Below are 20,666 nucleotides of genomic sequence, written 5' to 3'. Positions count from 1 at the left end.
GCCTTCTGCGGGTTAAAACGGGTAAGGTTAAGCCAAGAAAACCATCTAACTAGAGGAATCTATGCCGAAGAAACTGTCACTTGCTCGCCCTGTGGGGACAGTAGCGATTATCACCAGCGTGGTTCTTACTCTGTTCTCGGTGTTATTGGCTGCTGGATTCATGATTTTACTGGGTAATGCTTTGGGGCAAGCTTTTTCCGGGAAAAGTTTCTCTGGACAGTTGAGCGGGTTGGTTGTTCTCGCAATTGGGCTAGGAGGGTGCGAAGGGACGCGAATCGCGATTGAACAGCGTTCCATCCATAAGGAACAGGTGGCTTTGCAGGCTCGCCTTTTGCGAAATTATTTTCATCAAGGACCTGGGGTACTTACTCGGCGCAATGCTGGTTCCCTGGTCGATATGATGACTGCCGGTACCGAAAAAATTCAACGTTATCGCCAGGGGTTCCTCGGTAGCATGGTGGGAGCAATGCTTAGCCCGCTGCTAGTGCTGATAATAATGGCGTTATTCGTCGACCCCTGGTGTGCTTTGATTTTGCTGGCTTTTGTTCCTCTGGTTCCAATCATTATTTTCTTGTTCTCCAAACTGACCCGCAAAGTTTCCAGTAAATCACGACGGCGACGTAACCAGTTGGCTGCGGCTTACCTGGATGCTATTTCCGGTTTAGAAACCTTGAGTCTGTTAGATGCCACGGACTCGCGGGGACAGGAACTAGCAAAAGCTGGGGAAGAGAACCGATTGTCTACTATGCGCCTGCTAGCGGCTAACCAGCTGATCTTGCTGGTAATCGACATGGGGTTTAATCTTTTGCTGTTGACTTGCGGGTTTGCCCTCACCCTCTGGAAAGTTATCAATTGTTCTTGGGGCACCGATATCACCGCGATTACTCCAGTGGTTTCCATGTTGGGATTGACGCTGCTCCTGCTGGAACCGATGAATAAAATTGGTGCGTTCTTCTATGTGGGAATGGCGGGGATGGCGAATCAGCGGCTGGTACGTGCCTTTTTGAGTGGAAAAGCTTCCCGTCCGCAACGAAAACCTGGGAAACGAACCCCCTCTACCAACCTAATTGTCGTTTCAAACAAACAAGAGTCTTGTGTCCCTGATGACACTGCTAATGTCCGCTCTGCTAGCGTGCCAGACCCTATTAGTGACCAGAAAGCGGCTAACGGGCAATATGACGGACAGAAGTCAGCTTCGGGTAGCAATCAGACTTTGGGTATGAAAGCTCCCAATCCTGACCTAATGCTCGACATGCAGGGATTAACCTTTGCGTACCCCGATGCCAAGCCCGTCCTCAGTGAACTTAATTTGCAGGTTAAGAACGGAGAATGGGTAGCAATTTGTGGGGCGTCTGGAGCGGGAAAATCTACGCTGATGGAGCTGATGAAAGGTAATCTGTTACCTGGTAAAGGCGCTATTTATTTGCAAGGACATCTCTTGAATGCCGAAAATCGGGATTGGTTTCGGAGACAGTCTGCGCTGGTACTGCAGCGTACCTGGATTTTTAGTGGCACTATTCGCTCTAACTTAATGTTGGTTTCCCCTCGTGCCAGTGAAAGGCAGCTGTGGGAATGTCTAAAACAGGCACGCCTCGACCGGGAAATTCGTTCTTTCCCGCAAGGACTAGATACTCCGGTGGGGGAGGACGGGTATGCACTCTCCGGGGGACAATCGCAGCGACTATCCTTGGCGCGGGCATTATTATCCGGCCGAAACTTGCTGCTCTTGGATGAACCAACTTCGCAGATAGATTTGGAATCTGAAGCGGCGATTACTCAGGCGCTCGCGGAGGTAGCGAAAGAAAAAACCATTGTTTTGCTCACCCATCGTGCCAGTGCCTTGGCCAATGCCGACCGGATCCTCTACCTGAAGGATGGTGCTTTAGAGGAGGTGGCAGCATGTGCACAAAACCGGGATTTTTAAACCGTTCAGATCCAGCTAAAGGCGATACAGAAAACCCCAATCACAATCAACCGAGGCCAACATCTACTATGGCAACTGGTGAAGCAGCGTTTTTGCCTACTACGGTAGGAACCTGCCAGCTCATTGCCTGGATGCTACACCTGGCGCGTCCGGTATTAAAACCTCTATATATATCGGGGGTGGCGCGTTTATTAGACCAGGGGCTAGGTATCGGCCTAATAACCTTTGGTGTTTACCGGGTTAGTGCCGCAGTGGTAGAAATCTCCCGTGGTGAATCCCTGACAATCTCTTATCTTTGGGTGAGTGTTGCGGTGATGGCCGCTTTAGCGTTCCTGAAAGCAATATTTCGTTACTTGGAACAGTTCGCCGGACACTACGTGGCCTTCAAAGCTCTGGAAATTTTGCGCCAAGAAATGTTCTTGCGGTTGTCGCCACAATCCCCAGCCTGTATGGTGAGGGCGAAAAGTGGAGATTTGCTGGCGCGCATTACCGCTGATATTGACCGTATCGAAGTATTTTTTGCTCATACCTTGGTTCCTGCCTTCAGTGCCTTCATAATTCCTTTGGGGGTGTCGGCTCTGACCGGATTTTTGGTTTCTCCCCTTAGTGGTGCGCTGCTATTTCTGATTTACTTGGTGGTTTTAGTGTCCTTAGCTCTTTTGGGCGGGGGAGAAGGAAACCGGGCTGCCGATGCCTCTGCCAGTGCCAAAGGGCAGGTTTCACAGTCGGTGACCGATTCAGTCAATGGGATTAACGAGATTGTAGGCTACGGTTTGCAGCGGATACGGATTATCCAACTAGAACGCTATATGTCGATTGATGGTGCTGCTTCTCGGGCTTTGACCTCTTTATATGCTTTGCGACGAGCCTTTACACAAAGTGGAATGTACCTGGCAGCTCTCGCGGTGATCTGGATGGGGATGCCGGAGGTAACAGATTTGAATACGGTTGCCCCCGCCCTGGCTGCGGTATTCGCGGTGTTGCGGTCCTGGGAGGTTTGCCAGGGGGTCGAAGATTTCTCTACTTTTCTGGCTAACTCGTTCGCGGCCGCGCGACGAGTATGGCAAGTGGCGAATACCGCTCCTCAGGTACCTTCTGGAGGGAAGAAACTGCCAGATGCGCCTTTCCCAATCGTTTTCGAGGACGTGTCTTTCGCCTATCCCCAAAGTGAAAAACAGATTTCAGCTCCCACGGCGCTAAGTGATGTTTCCTGCGTTATTCCTCCTGGTTCCTGGACGGCTATCTGTGGAGCAACCGGGAGTGGGAAATCAACTTTTGCTAGGTTATTGCTGCGTTATTGGGATGTCGATAATGGAAATATCCGGTTGGGAAATCGGGATCTAAGGACTTTAGATCCAGCAAATATCCGCCGTAACATTCCCCTGGTAACTCAGCGGATTCATATTTTTTCAGCGTCGATTGCAGATAATTTACGTCTCGGGAAACCTACTGCCGAGGAGGATCAGCTCTGGCAGGCATTGAAAATGGTGGAACTGGATCAGGTGATTGCAGATTTACCTGCCGGCTTAAACACCCGAGTAGGTCGGCACGGCGGGGCGCTTTCGGGAGGACAACGTCAAAGACTGGCTTTAGCGAGGGCGCTGCTTTCAGATTCCCCCGTATTGGTATTGGATGAGTTTACCGCTCATTTAGAACCGGAGTTAGCGGGGAGGTTACGTCACCGGGTACGTCAGATTCGCCCGCAGGCCACCATTATTGAAATCACCCATACCTTGCGACAGGTGGAGGAAGTTGACCAGGTATTGGTGTTTTCTCAAGGTAAGCTAGTAGAACAGGGTTCTCCCCGACAGGTGTTGGCGCAGGCGGGTGAACTCGCAAAGCTAGTTGCTCATGAACGGGAAGCAGAATTTATGCTCGAGCCAGAAAAAACGGGTAGATAGTTACGAGAAATCTCTCCGGAAACTGTTAATAGGGGGAGGAGCAATAAATCTCCCCAAAAAATCTAAAAAGCTGTGAAAATGCGCACGTCCTTGTTCTATATGTGGCATAATCTGCGCTTTCAAACTAGCATTAATATTTGCGTTTACCGTAGCCCGATGTGGTCTGGTCTGCTGATTCGCCTCTAAAATGCGCAAGGCGATCGCGAAGCAACCAGTGCCCGGAAGGGGCCGGAAACCAGAAATACGCGCGAAGTTACGTCGTCCGGAAGGAATCCTTTTGGCTGCTGAAACCGCATCTGCCAATAAGCCCTCTCGCCTGTCGTTTGCGAAACTGCAGGAAGTTATGGCTCCCCCGAATCTGCTAGATATTCAAAGGAAATCCTTTGAATGGCTCCTGGGCACTCCCCAGTGGCGCGAGAGTGCAGAAGAAAAAGCGAAAGCGACCCACCGCACCGATCCGGTGCTGTCTGGCTTAGAGGAAATCTTTGAAGAGATTTCCCCCATCCAGGATTTTGCTGGATCCATGTCGCTATCGTTTTCTGACCCCAAGTTCGAGCCCCCCAAGTATTCCATCGAAGAATGTAAAGCCAAGGATTACACCTATGCGGCTCCTATCTTCGTTACTGCTGAATACATGAACGAAAACACCGGAGAGATTAAATCTCAGACCGTGTTTATGGGTGACTTCCCACTGATGACTCCGCGAGCAACTTTCATTATTAACGGTACCGAGCGGGTAGTAGTATCCCAATTGGTACGTTCTCCCGGTGTTTATTTTGAGAAAGTTGCGGACAAGACCTCTGATAAGGATATTTACGGTTGTAAGTTCATTCCTTCTCGGGGAGCTTGGCTAGAGCTGGAAATCGATAAACGGGAAAACGTCGGAATCCGTATTGACCGGCGCCGTAAGCAATCCGGCACCGTTTTCCTGCGCGCCCTGGGCATGACTGCGGAAGAAATCCGCGAAGAGTTCCAGGACTACCCGATTATGCTTTCCACCTTGGAAAAGGATTCGGATAACATTCAGTCCACCGATGATGCGCGGGCAGATATATACCGGAAGATTCGTCCCGGCGAGCCGGCCAGTGCCGAAGCCGGGCGTAACCTCATCGAAGGCTTCTACTTCAACCCCAAGCGTTATGACCTGGCTAAAGTAGGCCGTTATAAGGTTAACCGCAAACTGGGGTTGAACAGCGACATTCACACCTCCACTTTGACCCTGGACGATATTGTCGCCGGCTTTAAATACCTCTTGGCGCTGCAAAAAGGCGATCAAACAGTCTCAGCTACCAACGAAGATGGCGAAATCGTTGACCTACGGGTAGAAACTGACGATATCGATCACTTCGGCAATCGCCGGATTCGGGCAGTTGGGGAACTAATCCAGGCACAGATTCGCACTGGACTTTCCCGGATGGAGCGGGTAGTACGCGAACGGATGACCACCCAGGATGCGGAGGCAATCACCCCGCAGTCGCTGATTAACATCCGCCCGGTAGTGGCCGCCATCAAAGAATTCTTTGGTACTTCGCAGCTGTCGCAGTTCATGGATCAAAATAACCCGCTATCAGGGCTAACCCACAAGCGGCGGTTGTCTGCACTTGGTCCAGGAGGTCTTTCGCGTGACCGCGCCGGTATGGAAGTTCGTGACGTGCACCCCTCCCACTATGGCCGGATGTGCCCGATTGAGTCTCCGGAAGGCCCCAACATTGGTCTGATTGGTTCGCTGGCAACATACGCGCGGTTGAACTCCTTCGGTTTCATTGAAACCCCCTATCGAGTGGTTAAAGACGGAAAAGTCACTGACGAGGTTCACTATCTAAGTGCTGACGAAGAGTCCGGTTACAATATCGCTCAGGCTTCGGCTCCGCTAAACGATGATGGATCTTTCGCGGAGGAACTGGTGCTATGCCGGATTGCCGGGGAAGATCCGCAGGAAATGCGGCGCGAAGAGGTCGATTTCATGGACGTTTCGGCGCGGCAAATGACTTCGGTTGCCGCCGCCCTGATTCCATTCTTGGAACACGATGACGCCAACCGCGCCCTTATGGGTGCGAACATGCAACGTCAAGCGGTACCGTTGCTAACCACCGAGGCTCCGCTAGTGGGAACCGGCATGGAGCGCCGTACTGCGATGGACGCCGGGGAAGCAATGGTTAGCGAACACTCCGGGGTAGTAGTAGAAGCCGATGCGTCGCATGTACAGATCATGTGCGATGACGGTTCTTACTTCACCTATAAGCTGGATAAGTTCCAGCGTTCCAACCCTGGAAACTGCTACAACCAGCATGTACGGGTGGCTGCCGGCGACCGGGTGGAAGTCGGGCAGCTAATCGCCGACGGCCCGGCAACCGATCATGGTGAACTTGCCCTCGGTAAGAACCTACTGGTTGCTTACATGTCATGGGAAGGGCTCAACTACGAGGATGCGATTATTCTTTCCCGTCGGGTAGTCCAAGATGACGTGCTTACTTCTATCCACATTGAAGAGCACGAGATTGACGCTCGTGAAACCAAGTTAGGTCTGGAAGAGATCACCCGGGATATTCCGAATATTTCCGAGGACGCACTCGCTGACCTCGATGAACGCGGGATTATCCGCATCGGCGCCGAGGTACAGGCGGGCGATATCCTGGTCGGGAAAGTAACCCCCAAGGGTGAAACCGAACTCACCAGCGAAGAGCGCCTGCTGCGCGCTATCTTCGGTGAGAAGGCACGCGAGGTGCGGGATACTTCGTTACGTGTTCCTCACGGTGAATCCGGAATTGTGATTGGGGTTCGGGAATTTAACGACGAGGACGATGAACTACCTCCCGGGGTAAAGCAAATGGTGCGCGTATATGTAGCGCAGCGCCGCAAGATTACCATTGGCGATAAAATGGCTGGTCGTCACGGTAACAAGGGTGTGGTTTCGAAGATTCTGCCGATCGAAGATATGCCTTTCCTCGAGGACGGTACTCCGGTTGACATTATTTTGAACCCCATGGGCGTACCCGGCCGTATGAATATCGGACAGGTGCTGGAGTTCCACTTGGGGTGGATTGCTCATCAGGGTTGGGATGCTTCTCAGCTCGCAGAAGAAGGCGCCAAGTGGATTGAGAAACTCCCCAAGGAAGGACTATCGGCTCCCGCAGGTCAAAAAGTGGCCACTCCGGTATTCGACGGTGTGCAAGAGGACGTATTAACCGGTCTGTTGGGTTGCACCCGCCCGAATGCGGACGGGGATCGCCTAATCAACGCGGACGGTAAAGCGCGCCTGTTCGATGGGCGTAGTGGTGAGCCGTTCCCCTACCCGATTTCGGTGGGCTACAAGTACATGTTGAAGCTGCACCACTTGGTAGATGACAAGATTCACGCTCGTTCCACCGGGCCTTACTCGATGATTACGCAGCAACCTCTGGGTGGTAAAGCCCAGTTCGGTGGACAGCGTTTCGGCGAGATGGAGGTCTGGGCGATGGAGGCCTATGGAGCGGCCTATTCGCTGCAGGAACTGCTAACCGTGAAATCTGACGATATTACTGGCCGGGTGAAGGTTTACGAGGCAATTGTTAAAGGCGAGGATATTCCCGAGCCTGGCATTCCGGAATCTTTCCGCGTCCTCATACAAGAAATGCGCTCCCTCTGCCTGAATATAGAGGCCTTAGATGCCGAAGATAATGTGGTGTCCCTGGCTGAAGACGATGACGGCGCTGAGCGTGCCAGCGAAGAGTTGGGGATCAATATTGGCTCGCGGCCAAACCCCAATGTTTCTTTGGAAGAAATCTAGGCTGCAGGGAAGAGAAGGTAAGAGTCGATTATGGATGCAAATAAATTCGATCAACTACATATCGGCATGGCTACCGCCGAGGGCGTGGCTGAATGGTCATTCGGGGAAGTTAAGAAGCCGGAAACTATTAACTATCGCACCCTAAAGCCCGAGAAAGACGGCCTTTTCTGTGAGCGTATTTTCGGTCCTACCCGGGACTGGGAATGCGCCTGTGGAAAATATAAGCGTGTTCGTTACAAGGGCATCGTTTGTGAACGCTGTGGGGTAGAGGTAACTCGCTCCAAAGTACGCCGTGAACGTATGGGACATATTGAACTGGCTGCCCCGGTTACCCATATCTGGTATTTCAAGGGTGTCCCTTCCCGTTTGGGGTATCTGCTGGACTTAGCGCCTAAAGACCTAGAGAAAGTTATTTACTTCGCGGCCTATATGATTACCGAGGTTGACGAAGAAGCGCGCCATCAGGATTTACCAAATCTAGAAAATGAGCTTTCCCTGGAGATACAGCGTTTGAATGAACGCTACGAGGCAAAGATCCTTGCCCGCCAGGAAAAACTGGAAAAGGATTTGGCAGCGCTTGAGGCAGAAGACGCCAAGAATGCTGAAAAGGAGAAAGTACGCAAGGCCGCTGATAAAGAGGTATCTCAGCTGCGACGTCAACTGGATCGGGAAGTCTCCCACCGTGATGAGGTCTTTACCCGCTTCAAGGAATTGCAGGTAGGTGACCTTGAAGGTAATGAGCGTCTCTACCGCGACTTGGAGATGCGTTATGGCATTTACTTCAAGGGCGACAAGGGCGCGCAAGCAGTTCAGAAACGATTACGGGATTTTGACCTGAAGTCCGAAGCTGAAAAGCTGAAAGAAGAGGTTGAAACTGGAACTGGCCAGCGCAAGACCCGTGCCCTTAAACGGTTGAAAGTGATTTCTGCGTTCTTACAGACTGGGAATAGCCCGGAGTCGATGGTGCTAGATCGTATTCCGGTAATCCCGCCAGATTTGCGCCCGATGGTGCAGCTAGATGGTGGCAGGTTTGCGACCTCTGACCTGAATGATCTTTACCGCCGGGTGATTAACCGTAATAACCGCCTGAAGCGACTGTTGGATCTGGGCGCTCCTCAGATTATCGTGAACAACGAGAAACGGATGCTGCAGGAATCAGTGGATGCGCTGTTCGATAATGGCCGTCGCGGACGTCCGGTAACTGGTCCGGGCAATCGTCCTCTGAAGTCCCTTTCCGATATGCTCAAGGGCAAACAGGGACGTTTCCGCCAGAACCTATTGGGTAAACGGGTTGACTATTCTGGTCGTTCCGTAATCGTGGTAGGTCCGCAGCTGCGGTTGCACCAGTGCGGTCTCCCCAAGCAAATGGCGCTGGAGCTGTTCAAGCCGTTCGTAATGAAAAGGCTAGTAGAGCGGCAGGAAGCTCAAAATGTTAAGGCCGCGAAGCGAATGGTAGAACGTCAGCGCCCACAGGTGTGGGACGTCCTCGACGAAGTTATTACCGAGCATCCGGTGTTGCTGAACCGGGCGCCTACTTTGCACCGCCTGGGTATTCAGGCTTTCGAACCCATCTTGATTGAGGGTAAAGCGATTCAGCTACACCCGCTGGCTTGTGGGGCTTTTAACGCTGACTTCGACGGTGACCAGATGGCAGCACACCTGCCACTAGGGGCGGAAGCTCAGGCTGAGGCGCGGATTCTTATGTTGTCCTCAAACAACATTTTGAAGCCTGCTGATGGTCGGCCGGTAACAATGCCTTCGCAGGATATGGTTATCGGTATTTACCATTTGACTTCAGATCCTGATCCCGCGCTTCCAGTTCCGACCGACAAGGACGGAAACCCGGTTACTCCGAAATTCTCCTCGCTGGGCGAGGCCATTATGGCTTTTGATCAAAACCGCTTGGATATTAACGCTACTGCGTTGATTCGCTTCGAGCCGGGTACAGTGCCGCCGAAGGATTGGCAGGCTCCGGAAGGATTCGAAGAGGGAGATCCGGTAGAGTTCGAAACTTCGATTGGGCGTTGCTTCTTCAATGAAGCACTGCCGGTTTCCTTCCCGTTTGTAAATGAGCAGATTGACAAGAAGAAGCTTTCTCGGATTGTCAACACTTTGGCTGAGCGTTATGACAAAGGCAACGTGGCTGCCTCTTTGGATGCTTTGAAAGAGACTGGTTTCCATTGGGCAACTTGGTCGGGCACAACTATTGGTTTCGCTGACGTAGTGGAACCGCCACTAAAAGCGAAGATTCTTGCCGAATACGACGAGAAAGCTACGCAGGTACAAGAGGACGCCGACCTCGGTTTGATTACTGCGCAGGATCGCTACAACGAACTGGTGGATTTGTGGACCGAATGTACTGCCAAAGTGGCACAGGCTATGCGGGATAACTTCCCGACTCGTAACCAAGTAAACCGGATGGTTTCGTCTGGGGCTCGTGGTAACTGGGACCAGATTCGGCAGATTTCCGGTATGCGTGGCTTGGTAGCTGACCCCAAGCAGAAGCTGATTGAGCAGCCGATTAAGTCGAACTACCGTTCCGGTCTGTCGGTGTTGGAATACTTCATCGCTACCCACGGTGCGCGTAAAGGTCTGGCCGATACCGCGCTGCGTACTGCAGACTCAGGTTATTTGACTCGGCGTCTGGTAGATGTTTCTCAAGACGTAATCGTGCGCGAACAGGACTGTGGCACTCGCCGCGGTCTGGTGCTGCCCATTGGCGGGGTTACCGAAGATGGACAGGTTTATAAACTGGATGTTGTAGAGACCACTGCCTATGGGCGTACCTTGTCCAAGGATGTTACCGATAAAGACGGGAACTTGGTATTCGCTAAGGGTACCGATGTGGGCGATGCCGAGATTGATGTGCTGATCGAAGCGGGGGTCACCGAGATTCCGGTGCGTTCGGTTTTGACCTGCGAGTCTGAGGCCGGTACTTGCGCCTCCTGCTACGGACGCTCACTGGCGACCGGTAAACGGGTAGATATTGGCGAGGCTGTGGGGATTATTGCTGCCCAGTCAATTGGGGAGCCTGGTACTCAGCTAACGATGCGTACCTTCCACACCGGTGGTGCCGCGGGTGCTGCTGATATTACTCAGGGTTTGCCGCGTGTACAGGAATTGTTTGAGGCACGTACTCCTAAGGGTGAAGCGCTGATTACCGAGGCCGCAGGGCGAGTCAAAGTCGTTGACGAGCCAGGTGAACCCCGTCATCTGGTATTGGTGCGGGATGATGGTCAAGATGATTTGATTATCGATGCTCCGCGTCGTATGAAACTGATTGTTTCGGACGGTGATCATGTCGAGGTCGGCCAACAGCTGACTGAGGGTCGTTTGGATCCAAAGAAGGTGCTGCGTATTTTGGGTGTGAACTCCACTCAAAGGCAGTTGGTTAATGAGGTGCAAGAGGTATACCGCTCGCAGGGTGTGGATATTCACTCCAAGCATATTGAGGTGATTGTGCGTCAGATGCTGCGGCGGGTAACGGTGTTGAAGTCTGGTGACACTGAACTATTGCCGGGTACTTTGGTGGATTCGATTCGTTTCCGCGCGATTAACCGTAAGGTTGTTTCCGAGGGCGGGGAGCCGGCTGCGGCTCGTCCGGAACTTATGGGGATTACCAAGGCTTCCTTGGCTACTGATTCTTGGTTGTCGGCGGCATCCTTCCAGGAAACCACGAAGGTGCTAACCGATGCGGCTTTGAGCGCGAAGAAAGATCCGTTGGTAGGGCTGAAAGAGAACGTGATTCTCGGTAAGTTGATTCCGGCGGGTACTGGTCTATCGATGTTCCGTGATGCCAGCGTGGAACCTACCGAGGAAGCGATGGCAAAGATGGGATGGTCAGCTGACGACTTCAAAGTGAATGAGCTAGACGATGACTTCTTAGCCGGAATTAATTTTGAAGATTCTTTCGGCTTGAATCTCTAATCTAAATAGTTGAGTTCCTTAAGGGGGCTTACCTAGCTAACTTAGCTAGGTAAGCCCCCTTCGTGTTTACCTGCGGGTTTAGCTGTAGAGTCACGTTGGGTAACCACTTATGATTAAGCTCTCAAGAGGAACGCTGCTATCACCTTGCTTTAATGTTACCGCTTGGTAAGATTTCAATATGAACAAGACACGGAAGAAAAATATTCTGGTGGCCACCTTAACGATGGTAGGTCTATCGCTTGGGGGGCTACTTGCAGTATCTGGTAGTCAAAATGTGCAGGCCGCGGATCGTACTCCCACGGTACGCGAATGCCGGGTAATGCATAATCAAGTAGCTAAAGGTCAGCCTATTTCCAATATAGATCTCTTCTTGATCGGTGCTACCAGTGCCGACTCTTACACTTTGTCGCTATACCTGGGTAAGACCCAGTTCCGTCCAGCTATCGAGGCCGCCACCAAAATGTGGACGGAACGTAGCGGCGGCAAAATCAATTTCCGTTTCGTAGATTCGATGGCAAATCGCCCGGTTAGGGTAATTGATTCTCCTTATTCCGAGGGGAAAGCGCTAGGTACGGCTTATGCTGCGCAAAGGTTACTGTACCTGCGTCTTGATCGCAGTGGTTGGCTTACCCAGGTTTCTACTGTTGCTCATGAAATTGGGCATCTTTTGGGGTTAGATCATACCTGTAAGGGCGATTTAATGGCGGCCGGTATGTCGGGGGTTAAAGATTTCAAGAACCCGATTGGGGACGCTGATGTGGCGCTGGCGCTGCAGGGCTTGGAAAAATATTTAGGTTATCCGGCCGGGGCAGAACCGGCTCAGCCCACTCCCGAACCTACCAGTGCAGCTCCTATCCCCAGCCAGGATCCGCAACCGGTAGCGGATCCTACTCAAGATTCGCAGCCTAGCGAAACCGCTAAGCCTAGTGAAGAGCCGACTTCTGAGGTTACCGAATCTAGTCAGAACCCCCTGCCGAACGTACCGCCTACGGCTGAGCCATCCCAACCTGCGGTTTCTAGCGAGATAGCCGAGCAGCCGGGGCAAGAACCGAGTGTGGAGACTCCTCAGCCCAGCATAGAACCCAGTCCGACAGTATCTAATCCGAACTTTACTGAGGCACCGACCCCTGACGATCCGCCTATTGCGGTACCGGAGCCGACTACGCAACCTGATGAGCAAGCAGATAACTCTAATAGCTTTGTGGTTAAGGTGCGGGTCTTTTTCGTGAGGGTATTCTCTTGGTTAGGCGGGTTCTTCCGCGCAATTTTTTCCTAGAGTTTAAAGACTAAAAGTGGACCCGCGGGTTGTTCCGCGGGTCCACTACGTTTAGGCAGCCTAGCGGCTAGCGATCAGCCTTCTGTGCACCGAGCTGTGCTTCAATCTCATGAGAGCCATCCTCTCGGATAACCGTGAGTTTCACTTTGTCTCCCGGGTTATACCAGCGCACATAACCGGTTAACGCTACCCCAGAACCTACTAGACGTCCATCAATCTTCGTAATTAGGTCCCCTTCTTTTAGTCCGGCTTTATCGGCTCCTGAGCCGGAAACTACCGAGGACACCCTCGCTCCCATACGTGCTTCCCCTGAAAGTTGCGCAATCCCGGTTTCAATGGTGACTCCCAGCATTGCGTGGGTGACTTTACCGGAAGTAAGTATTTGATCGGCTACGTTGCGTACCAGATTTACTGGGATAGCGAAACCGATACCGATAGAGCCAGCCTGTCCTTCCCCAGAAGAGCCTAGAGAAGCAATTGAAGAGGTAATCCCGATAACTTTTCCGGAAGCATCAAAGAGGGGGCCACCGGAATTCCCAGGATTAATTGCCGCATCTACTTGGATAGCATTGGTAACTACCTGCTCACCTGCGCCGGAGCGATCATTAAGTCCCGGAATCTGAATTCCCGGTTTACCCGAAGACTGAGTCACTACTACCGGACGATCCAGTGCCGAAATGATTCCAGTAGTAACCGTATTCTCTAATCCTAGAGGGGAACCAATTGCGGCTACCGGCTGCGCCACTCGTAAATTCGAAGAGCTACCCAGCGCTGCCATCTGCAAATCTTTCGGAGGTTTCACGAATTCTAGGACTGCCAGGTCAGTGGAAGCATCCGTGCCTAATATTTTGGCTTCATAGATTTTACCGTTATATATCTCAATCTGGACTTTAGCTTTGCCGGAAACAGCAGAGGCAACTACGTGATAATTAGTAATCACGTGTCCGGACTCATCGAAAATTACTCCGGATCCAGTGTCTCCAGAATTACCGGCATCTACCTGAATTGCTACTACTGAAGGCTGGACTGCTTTGGCGACTGTCTCCCAGTTGGTGTGTTTGGCGTTTGCTTGTACTACCGGAGCCTCCGTCGCAACTTTAACTGGAGATTTACCAAGCGCGGTAGTGCGGGATCCCAATTCGGAAGGTAAAAGCCAGACGCAGAGGGCGGCTGCTACCGCGATTGCGATAGTGGCAAGCCAACCTGGCCCCCGTTTAGTTTTTTCTTTTTTCTGTGCAGGCATCGCGGCTGGTTCCCACATAGGTTGCTCAGGGTAGGGAAATGCTCCCGGGGATGATGTGGGGTAGGGGGTGTTGGTGGAAGAATTTGCCTCGAAAGATGTATTGGCGGTATTCGTATCCTGGTAGGCGGGGTAGGGTGCGAACTCGGGTGGGAAATCGGTATTATTTCCTGCTGCGGTCGAGGAAAAATCTTTAGCAGAGCAATTGTCGTTTTGCGACGGAGCGTTCTGTGGGAATGAGCCATAAGGCGAGGGGGAGCCGCTCGGTTGTGACGAGGATAAGGGATAGTTACTTACGGGTGGGGTATCCGAGGAAGAAATCTCGTTCTCTGGTATTTCTCCCGGCCAGCCGGCGCTTTGCCAATCGTCTAATTCCCAGTCGTCAAGCGGCTGATGAGCATCATCGGGTCGGGGTGAATCGTTGTTGTTCATCATTAGTCTCAATCTCCTCTTTATTGCGTTAACCCCCATACTGGCACCGACAACTGTTTCTATTCTGGATGTTTTCTGGGTGTTTTCTGAATGGGGAAAATAGCTATGGGCTAGCAGAATCTAGCTATCTTAGATGAGTTTCCATTTTAATGAGGGCGCCGTTTCTGGTGGCTCCGTTTATTCTGTGATGTCGTAGGGGAAATCTTCTCTCCACTTTTTTCTGCTATTTGGTGCTTGTGGTTCAGGTGAGGATTTTCTAAATTCCCGCCACCTAGGTGCTCGCGGTACCAGGCAGGAGCCAGGCGGGTACCGCGTGAAGGCGAAAATCCCAGTTGCCGATAGTAGGCCTGTAGCCAAACCGGTCGCAACCTCTCCGGATAATAGAGGTTAGTGACTCCCCAAATAATCCCAACCAGACCAATAGCGGCTCCAAGTAAACAAATGGTCAACAGTAAATAATTCCAGGGGTGCGGGGCAGCATTCGCAGGAAGGGATGCCCCAATCGTCAGGAAGAACAGTCCTAACGCCGGCAAGAACACCAGTACCCAGCGTTCATCCATAATCAGTATTCCGGAGCGGGAAATGTCTTTCTTTTGCTTCGGAATCCAAAAACGGGCTCTTGCGCTGCCGCGACGAATCCAGACTGAGCCAGCCAGTAATACCACTCCCATAAGCAAGGCGACAATGTGGTTCATAGCAACTAGCCTAACCTGTTTTGAAGTTTGCGGGAGTCTAGAGTCGCAACCATCTTCGATAAATTTGGCATCATTTCCCGGATGGGGATAGTGGTCAGCAGCCTTAAAGGAACTAGAGGTACTGGCGAGCTAGCTGTACTGTGTGGGAGCCGTAGGAACCACCAAAAAGATTGGCATGAACTGCCAACATGTGGATTTGGTGCAGACCAATTCGTTCTTGCCATCCCGAAGCTAAAGGAGAAACCTGGCTATAGCCTTGATAGATTTCCTCCAGGTAGGGTTGGCCGAACACTCCCAGTGCTGCCAAATCAGATTCCGCGTGTCCTCCCGCCGGAGCCGGGTCTATCAATACTCCCACCACTTTGGGAAGTGACTGATCGGGGCTAGCGCCCCGTCCCGCCAGGCGAGGGAAACGTTTTAGCGCCCCCGATGGTGCCCACATTACGTTCCCCGTCCACAGGTCACCGTGGATTCGCGCAGCCCGTGACTTTACTAGCTCTGGTTCGGGAACATCGAAAACTCCATCCCGCAAACGTTGCGCTAAGCGCTCTAAGATTGCTGCTCCGGAGTTGTCAATAGAGCCATTAGCAAGGGCGGGTGGCAGGTTCGGCATAATCCGGTGGGTAGCGAAAAATTCGCCCCAGTTTTGCCTATTGTCTTCATAAATTAAATCCAAACGAGAGCGTCCCATATAACCGGGACCGGAATAACCCAGAGGAGGTTGGCCGTACCAATCGGCTCCACCCGCGTGGGTAAAAGCCAATGCTGCCCCGAAGGCACGTGCCGCTTCACTGGTGATAGCGGTAGAGGGGATTAGTTCAGTGTCTAAAAATCCGTGCCCGGAAGCTGCCACTCGCACTACGTGCGCTCCACCTTTTTCCATCGGTTCTGCCAGCCACTTTAATCCCAGCTCTTCTAACTCCAGAGACTCGGGGTGGCGATTATCAACCTTGTGGTAAACCTGCTCGCTCATAGTCCTATTGTGCCAGTCAGATACCGATGTGGGCTAGCTCGCCGGATTTGGCGAGAAATGCGCCTGGCAGTCTAGGCTTAAAGTATGACTCCAGAAGAACTAAGTGCCCTCATCCGCCAGATTCTGTCGAAATTGGCGACCGAAATCGGTTTAGATCCGGATAATATCCCGGAAATCGTAAAAGTTGAACGTCCGCGTTCACGCGATAATGGTGATTGGTCAACTAACGTGGCTATGCAGTTGGCAAAGAAAGCGGGCATGGCGCCACGCGACCTTGCCGCCAAGATTACTAACCAGCTTGAACAGGTTGAAGGCATCTCCAAAACCGAGGTGGCCGGGCCGGGGTTCGTAAATATTTGGCTGGGGGCGGCTGCTGCCGGGGCGCTAGTGTCAACGATTTTGCAGACCGGTAAAAACTATGGGCACTGTGCTGCTTTGAACGGTCAAAACATTAACGTGGAGTATGTGTCTGCCAACCCGACTGGCCCCATCCATTTGGGCGGAGGACGCTGGGCGGCAGTTGGTGACACCCTTTGCCGGATTTTATCAGCCTGCGGGGCGGAAGTGACTCGCGAATACTATTTCAATGACCACGGTGCCCAGATCACTCGCTTTGCCAAGTCCCTTTTGGCGCGTTGGCAGGGCAAAGAGGTGCCGGAGGATGGCTATGGTGGGCAGTATGTTCTCGATATTGCCAGTAAAGTAGCTGCGCGTGCTAAAGCAGAGGGTGTGCAACTAGCAGACTTGCCGGAAGGACAAGCAGAAGAATACTTCCGGGAAGCCGGTACTACCTTGATGTTTGGCGAGATCAAAAACTGTTTGCATGATTTCCGTGCAGATTTTGATGTTTTCTTCCACGAGGACGAGCTGCACACTTCGGGGGCAGTAGCTAACGCAATCGAGGAGCTACGTTCCCGTGGCGTAATCTATGAAAAAGATGGAGCTACCTGGCTTAAGTCCACAAAATATGGGGATGATAAAGACCGGGTAATCTTGAAGTCCGATGGCGATCCCGCCTATTTCGCAGCCGATATTGCCTACTACCGGGATAAACAGCGTCGGGGAGCTACCCACGAAATCTTGATTTTGGGAGCTGACCATCACGGATATATCGACCGCATGTATGCCATGTGTGCAGCTTTCGGGGGAAAGCCTGGAGAAAGCCTAGAGATCATTATCGGGCAAATGGTGAACCTGAAAGAAAACGGCGTAGAAGTAAAAATGTCTAAACGCGCCGGCACCGTGATTACCCTAGATGACCTGGTAGAGGCGGTCGGAGTAGATGCTGCTCGTTATTCGCTGGTGCGGGTATCGATGGATTCTACTGTCGATATTGACCTGAATTTGCTGCGCTCCCATACCAATGAAAACCCGGTTTACTATGTGCAATATGCTCATGCTCGTACCTGTTCGGTGGGGCGCAACGCCGATGAAGCCGGGGTGAAAGCTGACGGTAACTATGAGGCCTCTGCGCTGTCTAGCCAAGCCGATAAGGATCTGCTTGGGGTTTTAGCGCAATACCCGGCAGAGCTCAAACTGGCCGCTGAAGAACGTGAACCGCACCGGATTCCTCGCTACCTGGAGAAACTGGCGGCGGGCTATCACACTTGGTACAACCAGTGCCGAGTGATTCCCCGCTCCGGTGAAGAGATAACTGCCGCGCACGTGGCGCGCCGGCACTTGAACGAGGCCGTGCGGCAAGTGCTAGCAAATGGTTTGGATCTGTGCGGAGTAGTAGCTCCCGAGCGTATGTAATGGGAAGATAAGGGCATGGCAACCGTACCGACCACTAAAGCTGCGCGCGAGGAAGCAATCCGCGAAATCCTTAATCAACAGGAAATCTCTAGTCAGTCGCAGCTGCTTAGCCATTTGGCTGAACGCGGAATCCCTACTACCCAGGCCACCTTGTCGCGCGATCTTTTAGCCTTGCGAGCCACCAAAGTACGTGCTAGCAGCGGGAAAACTATCTATATGTTGCCCGATCCCTATCCGGTGCGAGTGCGGCGCGGACAGGAAGATTCCGGTAATGAAAAGCTGGCGAAATGGTGTCAAGATCTGTTGGTATCGTCTGCGGTGGTACATAATCAGGTAGTGCTACGCACCCCGGCGGCAGGTGCGCAGCTGTTGGCGGGCGCAATTGATATGGCCTGGTTCGATGCCGTGCTCGGCTGTATCGCCGGTGACGATACTATTTTGGTCATCTGTAAAACCGATGAGGATGCGCAGTCCTTAAACGAGCTATTTATGGAGTTCGTTACCGATTAGGTTGCGTGGAGTTACCGCGGGGCTGGCTCGGTAAAATCACTCCGGGGACCCCGATTTTCTCGCTTCAGCGAGAATAGGGAGTTATAGCAGGAGGCTACGAGGTGTGTTTCCGACTAAAAAAGATAGTGACAGCCCACTTGTCCCTCTCGCATCTTTTACCGGCCGTGCCCCGCGTGTAGTGACCTCTAAGATATATCCACTGTTTGATTGAGCACCTGGTGTCCGAATATCGAGTAGCCTGATGTGAAATCTGTCTACCCTTCGGCATAAATCTGCCCCTACGCTTTTCGTTACCGGTCGCGACCCGAGTGCGATGCAATGAGCGTGGGGTCTGGGTTTTATCCGAGTGGGCGCTGTGGGCATAAGAATTTGGAAAACGTAGCTATGTTTTCCAAATTCTTGGGCGGGAGGTAAAACCCAGACTCCGCGCGTAGCTTTCCTGGTCATGAGTCGCGGGTGTGAATCGCATTAAATAAGCTGTCTCAGATTTGGAGGCCTTATCGGCTCTGTTTTAAACTGAGATAGTTGCTTAGGCAGCGGCAAATGCGCTCGTGGCTCAACGGATAGAGCATCTGACTACGGATCAGAAGGTTGCAGGTTCGAATCCTGTCGAGCGCGCCAAACCCCGTTCTCGTTGCGATCCAGCGGTGACGGGGTTTTTCCAATTCTCAAAGCCCTGATCTCAATCTTGAGTTAATACCTAAAACTGTTCCTAACCGCAAAATAGTAGCTATTCGCAAGTCACTGCGAAAGGTGGGACGCAGCACTCGTTACCCCCCCCATTTTTCCGGCCGCAGCCAACTTGTTATCCGCCTAGTTAAAGCCGGAAACAAATAAGTAAGGGAATAAAACGAAAAACCTGCTTCTAAAGCGAAATTTTTAGTTGCTTGAGGAAGCGAAGACGCGATTGTCATAGAAAATTCCGTCAAAAGATAGTGTATTTTGACATCCATCGAAAGCGGAAGACCGGAAACTTATAAAACAGAGCGTCAGGAAACTTGGGTAAAAGCTAATTCGCATAATAACTCAACCAGTAAATATATGCATGTAGGAGATAAAAAATCTTTAAAAGTATTGAAGGCTTAGGTTTGGGAATATAAACTAAACCCGGCCTGGTATAGCTAGCCTAATAACGGTAGAAGAATACGGAACCGAATTTTCTATTGTGTAAATCATTCTTGGCGATAGCGGTTAATTCGGTTGTGAGGGTGATAGAAGTGACCGAGAAACACCAGAATGTTTTTACTGATCCGGAAACTGCGAAAAAAATTGCTCAGCTTGAGAACTCTCCCGAAATGCAAAATAGGCTACAGCAGGTAAAAGCGGATATGAAAACTAAAACCTTTAATCCGCTCAGTGTCAGATTTATCGTAATGGTAATTCTGGTTATGTCGCTTTTACGCACCACCTATTACCCGCTTCTTTTTGTAGCTATAGCCTGGTGGGTGTTCACTAATCCCAACGATAAAAACCAGACTGATCTCGATGAATCCTATGTTAATAATTTCTTGTCGCCACTTTTACAAACTGTATTTCCGGGCACTACGTTAAACTATTTGGAAGGTTTTGATAGAGGTTTTTACGACTGCATACTTCCAAAATCCCACAGATGCTCATCTAGCTGCCATATAACCTTTGCTGACAAATATAAAACAGAATTTACCAATATGCAGTCTTGGCACTATGAGAGACACAATACCAAGAAGAGTATTAAGGTAACCGATTTCTACGGGCAAGTATTCTTAGTTAGGTTACCAACCAAGGTGAAGGGGCGTTTAAGGATAGTCCCTGTAATCGGGAAAAGATGGGGGAATTCTAAAGCTCACGGGCGTTACGGGGACAGGGAAAAAGATGAAGTGGAGATTCAAACCGAATCTCTGGAATTTAATGACGCCTATTCGATATTTTCAACAGACGAATTTTATGCACGGTTAATTTTGGATCCAAATGTGATAACTATTTTGAATAATTGGGCGCAAAAAATGCCTATTTCTCTATATGTAGCTGGGGAATATATTGTTCTTGGTTTTGATTCTGGGCGTTGGCTATTTTCCACGCCTACTAGTCGGAAAGCAATTGAAGATATTTCAATTGCAAATGAGTATGAAAAAGTCCGGAAATTGTTGGCAGACTTTTATGATTTAATCGATATATTTATAGAAAAGGCGTAGAGGAGCTACTTTGGATAATTACTATGTTTATTTCTTAGCTATTGGAGCGGTAATCTTAATTGTATTGTTCAGTTTTATTAAGACCTCAAATAGACT

General features: G+C 51.2%; 11 protein-coding genes and 1 tRNA gene. 9 read left to right on the top strand and 3 right to left on the bottom strand.

Translation table 11 applies throughout. The features are described 5' to 3' along the window. The first annotated feature begins 61 nt into the window (after positions 1-61). The 5 genes from EFB02_RS00440 (at position 62) to EFB02_RS00420 (ending at position 12,794) form a co-directional block, all read left to right on the top strand. Positions 62-1,924 (top strand): ABC transporter ATP-binding protein/permease, encoded by a 1,863-nt coding sequence (locus EFB02_RS00440; protein WP_122819394.1) that lies wholly within the window; start codon positions 62-64, stop codon positions 1,922-1,924. Next, positions 1,900-3,825, top strand: coding sequence for a thiol reductant ABC exporter subunit CydC (gene cydC, locus EFB02_RS00435; protein ID WP_122819392.1), 1,926 nt, complete (start codon positions 1,900-1,902; stop codon positions 3,823-3,825). Before EFB02_RS00440 ends, cydC begins: the two co-directional genes overlap by 25 nt. A gap of 277 nt (positions 3,826-4,102) precedes the next feature. Beyond that, positions 4,103-7,591 (top strand): DNA-directed RNA polymerase subunit beta, encoded by a 3,489-nt coding sequence (gene rpoB, locus EFB02_RS00430; RefSeq protein ID WP_234992673.1) that lies wholly within the window; start codon positions 4,103-4,105, stop codon positions 7,589-7,591. Between the two features lie 27 nt (positions 7,592-7,618). Next, complete coding sequence (locus EFB02_RS00425; RefSeq protein ID WP_122819388.1) at positions 7,619-11,518, top strand: DNA-directed RNA polymerase subunit beta'; 3,900 nt, start codon at positions 7,619-7,621, stop codon at positions 11,516-11,518. 178 nt (positions 11,519-11,696) lie between these two features. Then, positions 11,697-12,794 carry a reprolysin-like metallopeptidase gene (locus tag EFB02_RS00420; protein WP_122819386.1) on the top strand — a complete coding sequence of 366 codons (1,098 nt, stop codon included), beginning with the start codon at positions 11,697-11,699 and terminating at the stop codon, positions 12,792-12,794. 67 nt (positions 12,795-12,861) lie between these two features. On the opposite strand, the gene EFB02_RS00415 is transcribed toward EFB02_RS00420, so the two are convergent. The 3 genes from EFB02_RS00415 to EFB02_RS00405 all read right to left on the bottom strand — a co-directional run bounded on the left by EFB02_RS00415 (position 12,862) and on the right by EFB02_RS00405 (position 16,134). Next, complete coding sequence (locus tag EFB02_RS00415; protein ID WP_160115337.1) at positions 12,862-14,469, bottom strand: S1C family serine protease; 1,608 nt, start codon at positions 14,467-14,469, stop codon at positions 12,862-12,864. Between the two features lie 143 nt (positions 14,470-14,612). Further along, positions 14,613-15,161, bottom strand: coding sequence for a hypothetical protein (locus EFB02_RS00410; RefSeq protein ID WP_122819382.1), 549 nt, complete (start codon positions 15,159-15,161; stop codon positions 14,613-14,615). 112 nt (positions 15,162-15,273) lie between these two features. Next, a complete protein-coding gene (locus EFB02_RS00405; protein ID WP_122819379.1) occupies positions 15,274-16,134 on the bottom strand; it encodes a fructosamine kinase family protein in 861 nt (286 codons plus the stop codon). Positions 16,135-16,218: 84 nt separating this feature from the next. Here EFB02_RS00405 and argS point away from each other — a divergent pair, with 84 nt between their 5' ends. The 4 genes from argS to EFB02_RS00385 all read left to right on the top strand — a co-directional run bounded on the left by argS (position 16,219) and on the right by EFB02_RS00385 (position 20,570). Next, positions 16,219-17,889 (top strand): arginine--tRNA ligase, encoded by a 1,671-nt coding sequence (gene argS, locus EFB02_RS00400; RefSeq protein ID WP_122819377.1) that lies wholly within the window; start codon positions 16,219-16,221, stop codon positions 17,887-17,889. A gap of 15 nt (positions 17,890-17,904) precedes the next feature. Next, entirely contained in the window at positions 17,905-18,399 is a 495-nt protein-coding gene (locus tag EFB02_RS00395; protein ID WP_122819375.1) for an arginine repressor, read from the top strand. Between the two features lie 545 nt (positions 18,400-18,944). After that, positions 18,945-19,020, top strand: a tRNA-Arg gene (locus tag EFB02_RS00390). Between the two features lie 596 nt (positions 19,021-19,616). Further along, positions 19,617-20,570, top strand: coding sequence for a DUF3137 domain-containing protein (locus EFB02_RS00385; RefSeq protein WP_122819373.1), 954 nt, complete (start codon positions 19,617-19,619; stop codon positions 20,568-20,570). The last annotated feature ends 96 nt before the right edge of the window (positions 20,571-20,666 follow it).

This window comes from Varibaculum vaginae (genome assembly GCF_900604285.1).
GTDB classification, from domain to species: Bacteria; Actinomycetota; Actinomycetes; order Actinomycetales; family Actinomycetaceae; genus Varibaculum; species Varibaculum vaginae.
Note: the sequence above shows the minus strand (reverse complement) of the source record. Positions and strands in the feature narration are given on the sequence as shown.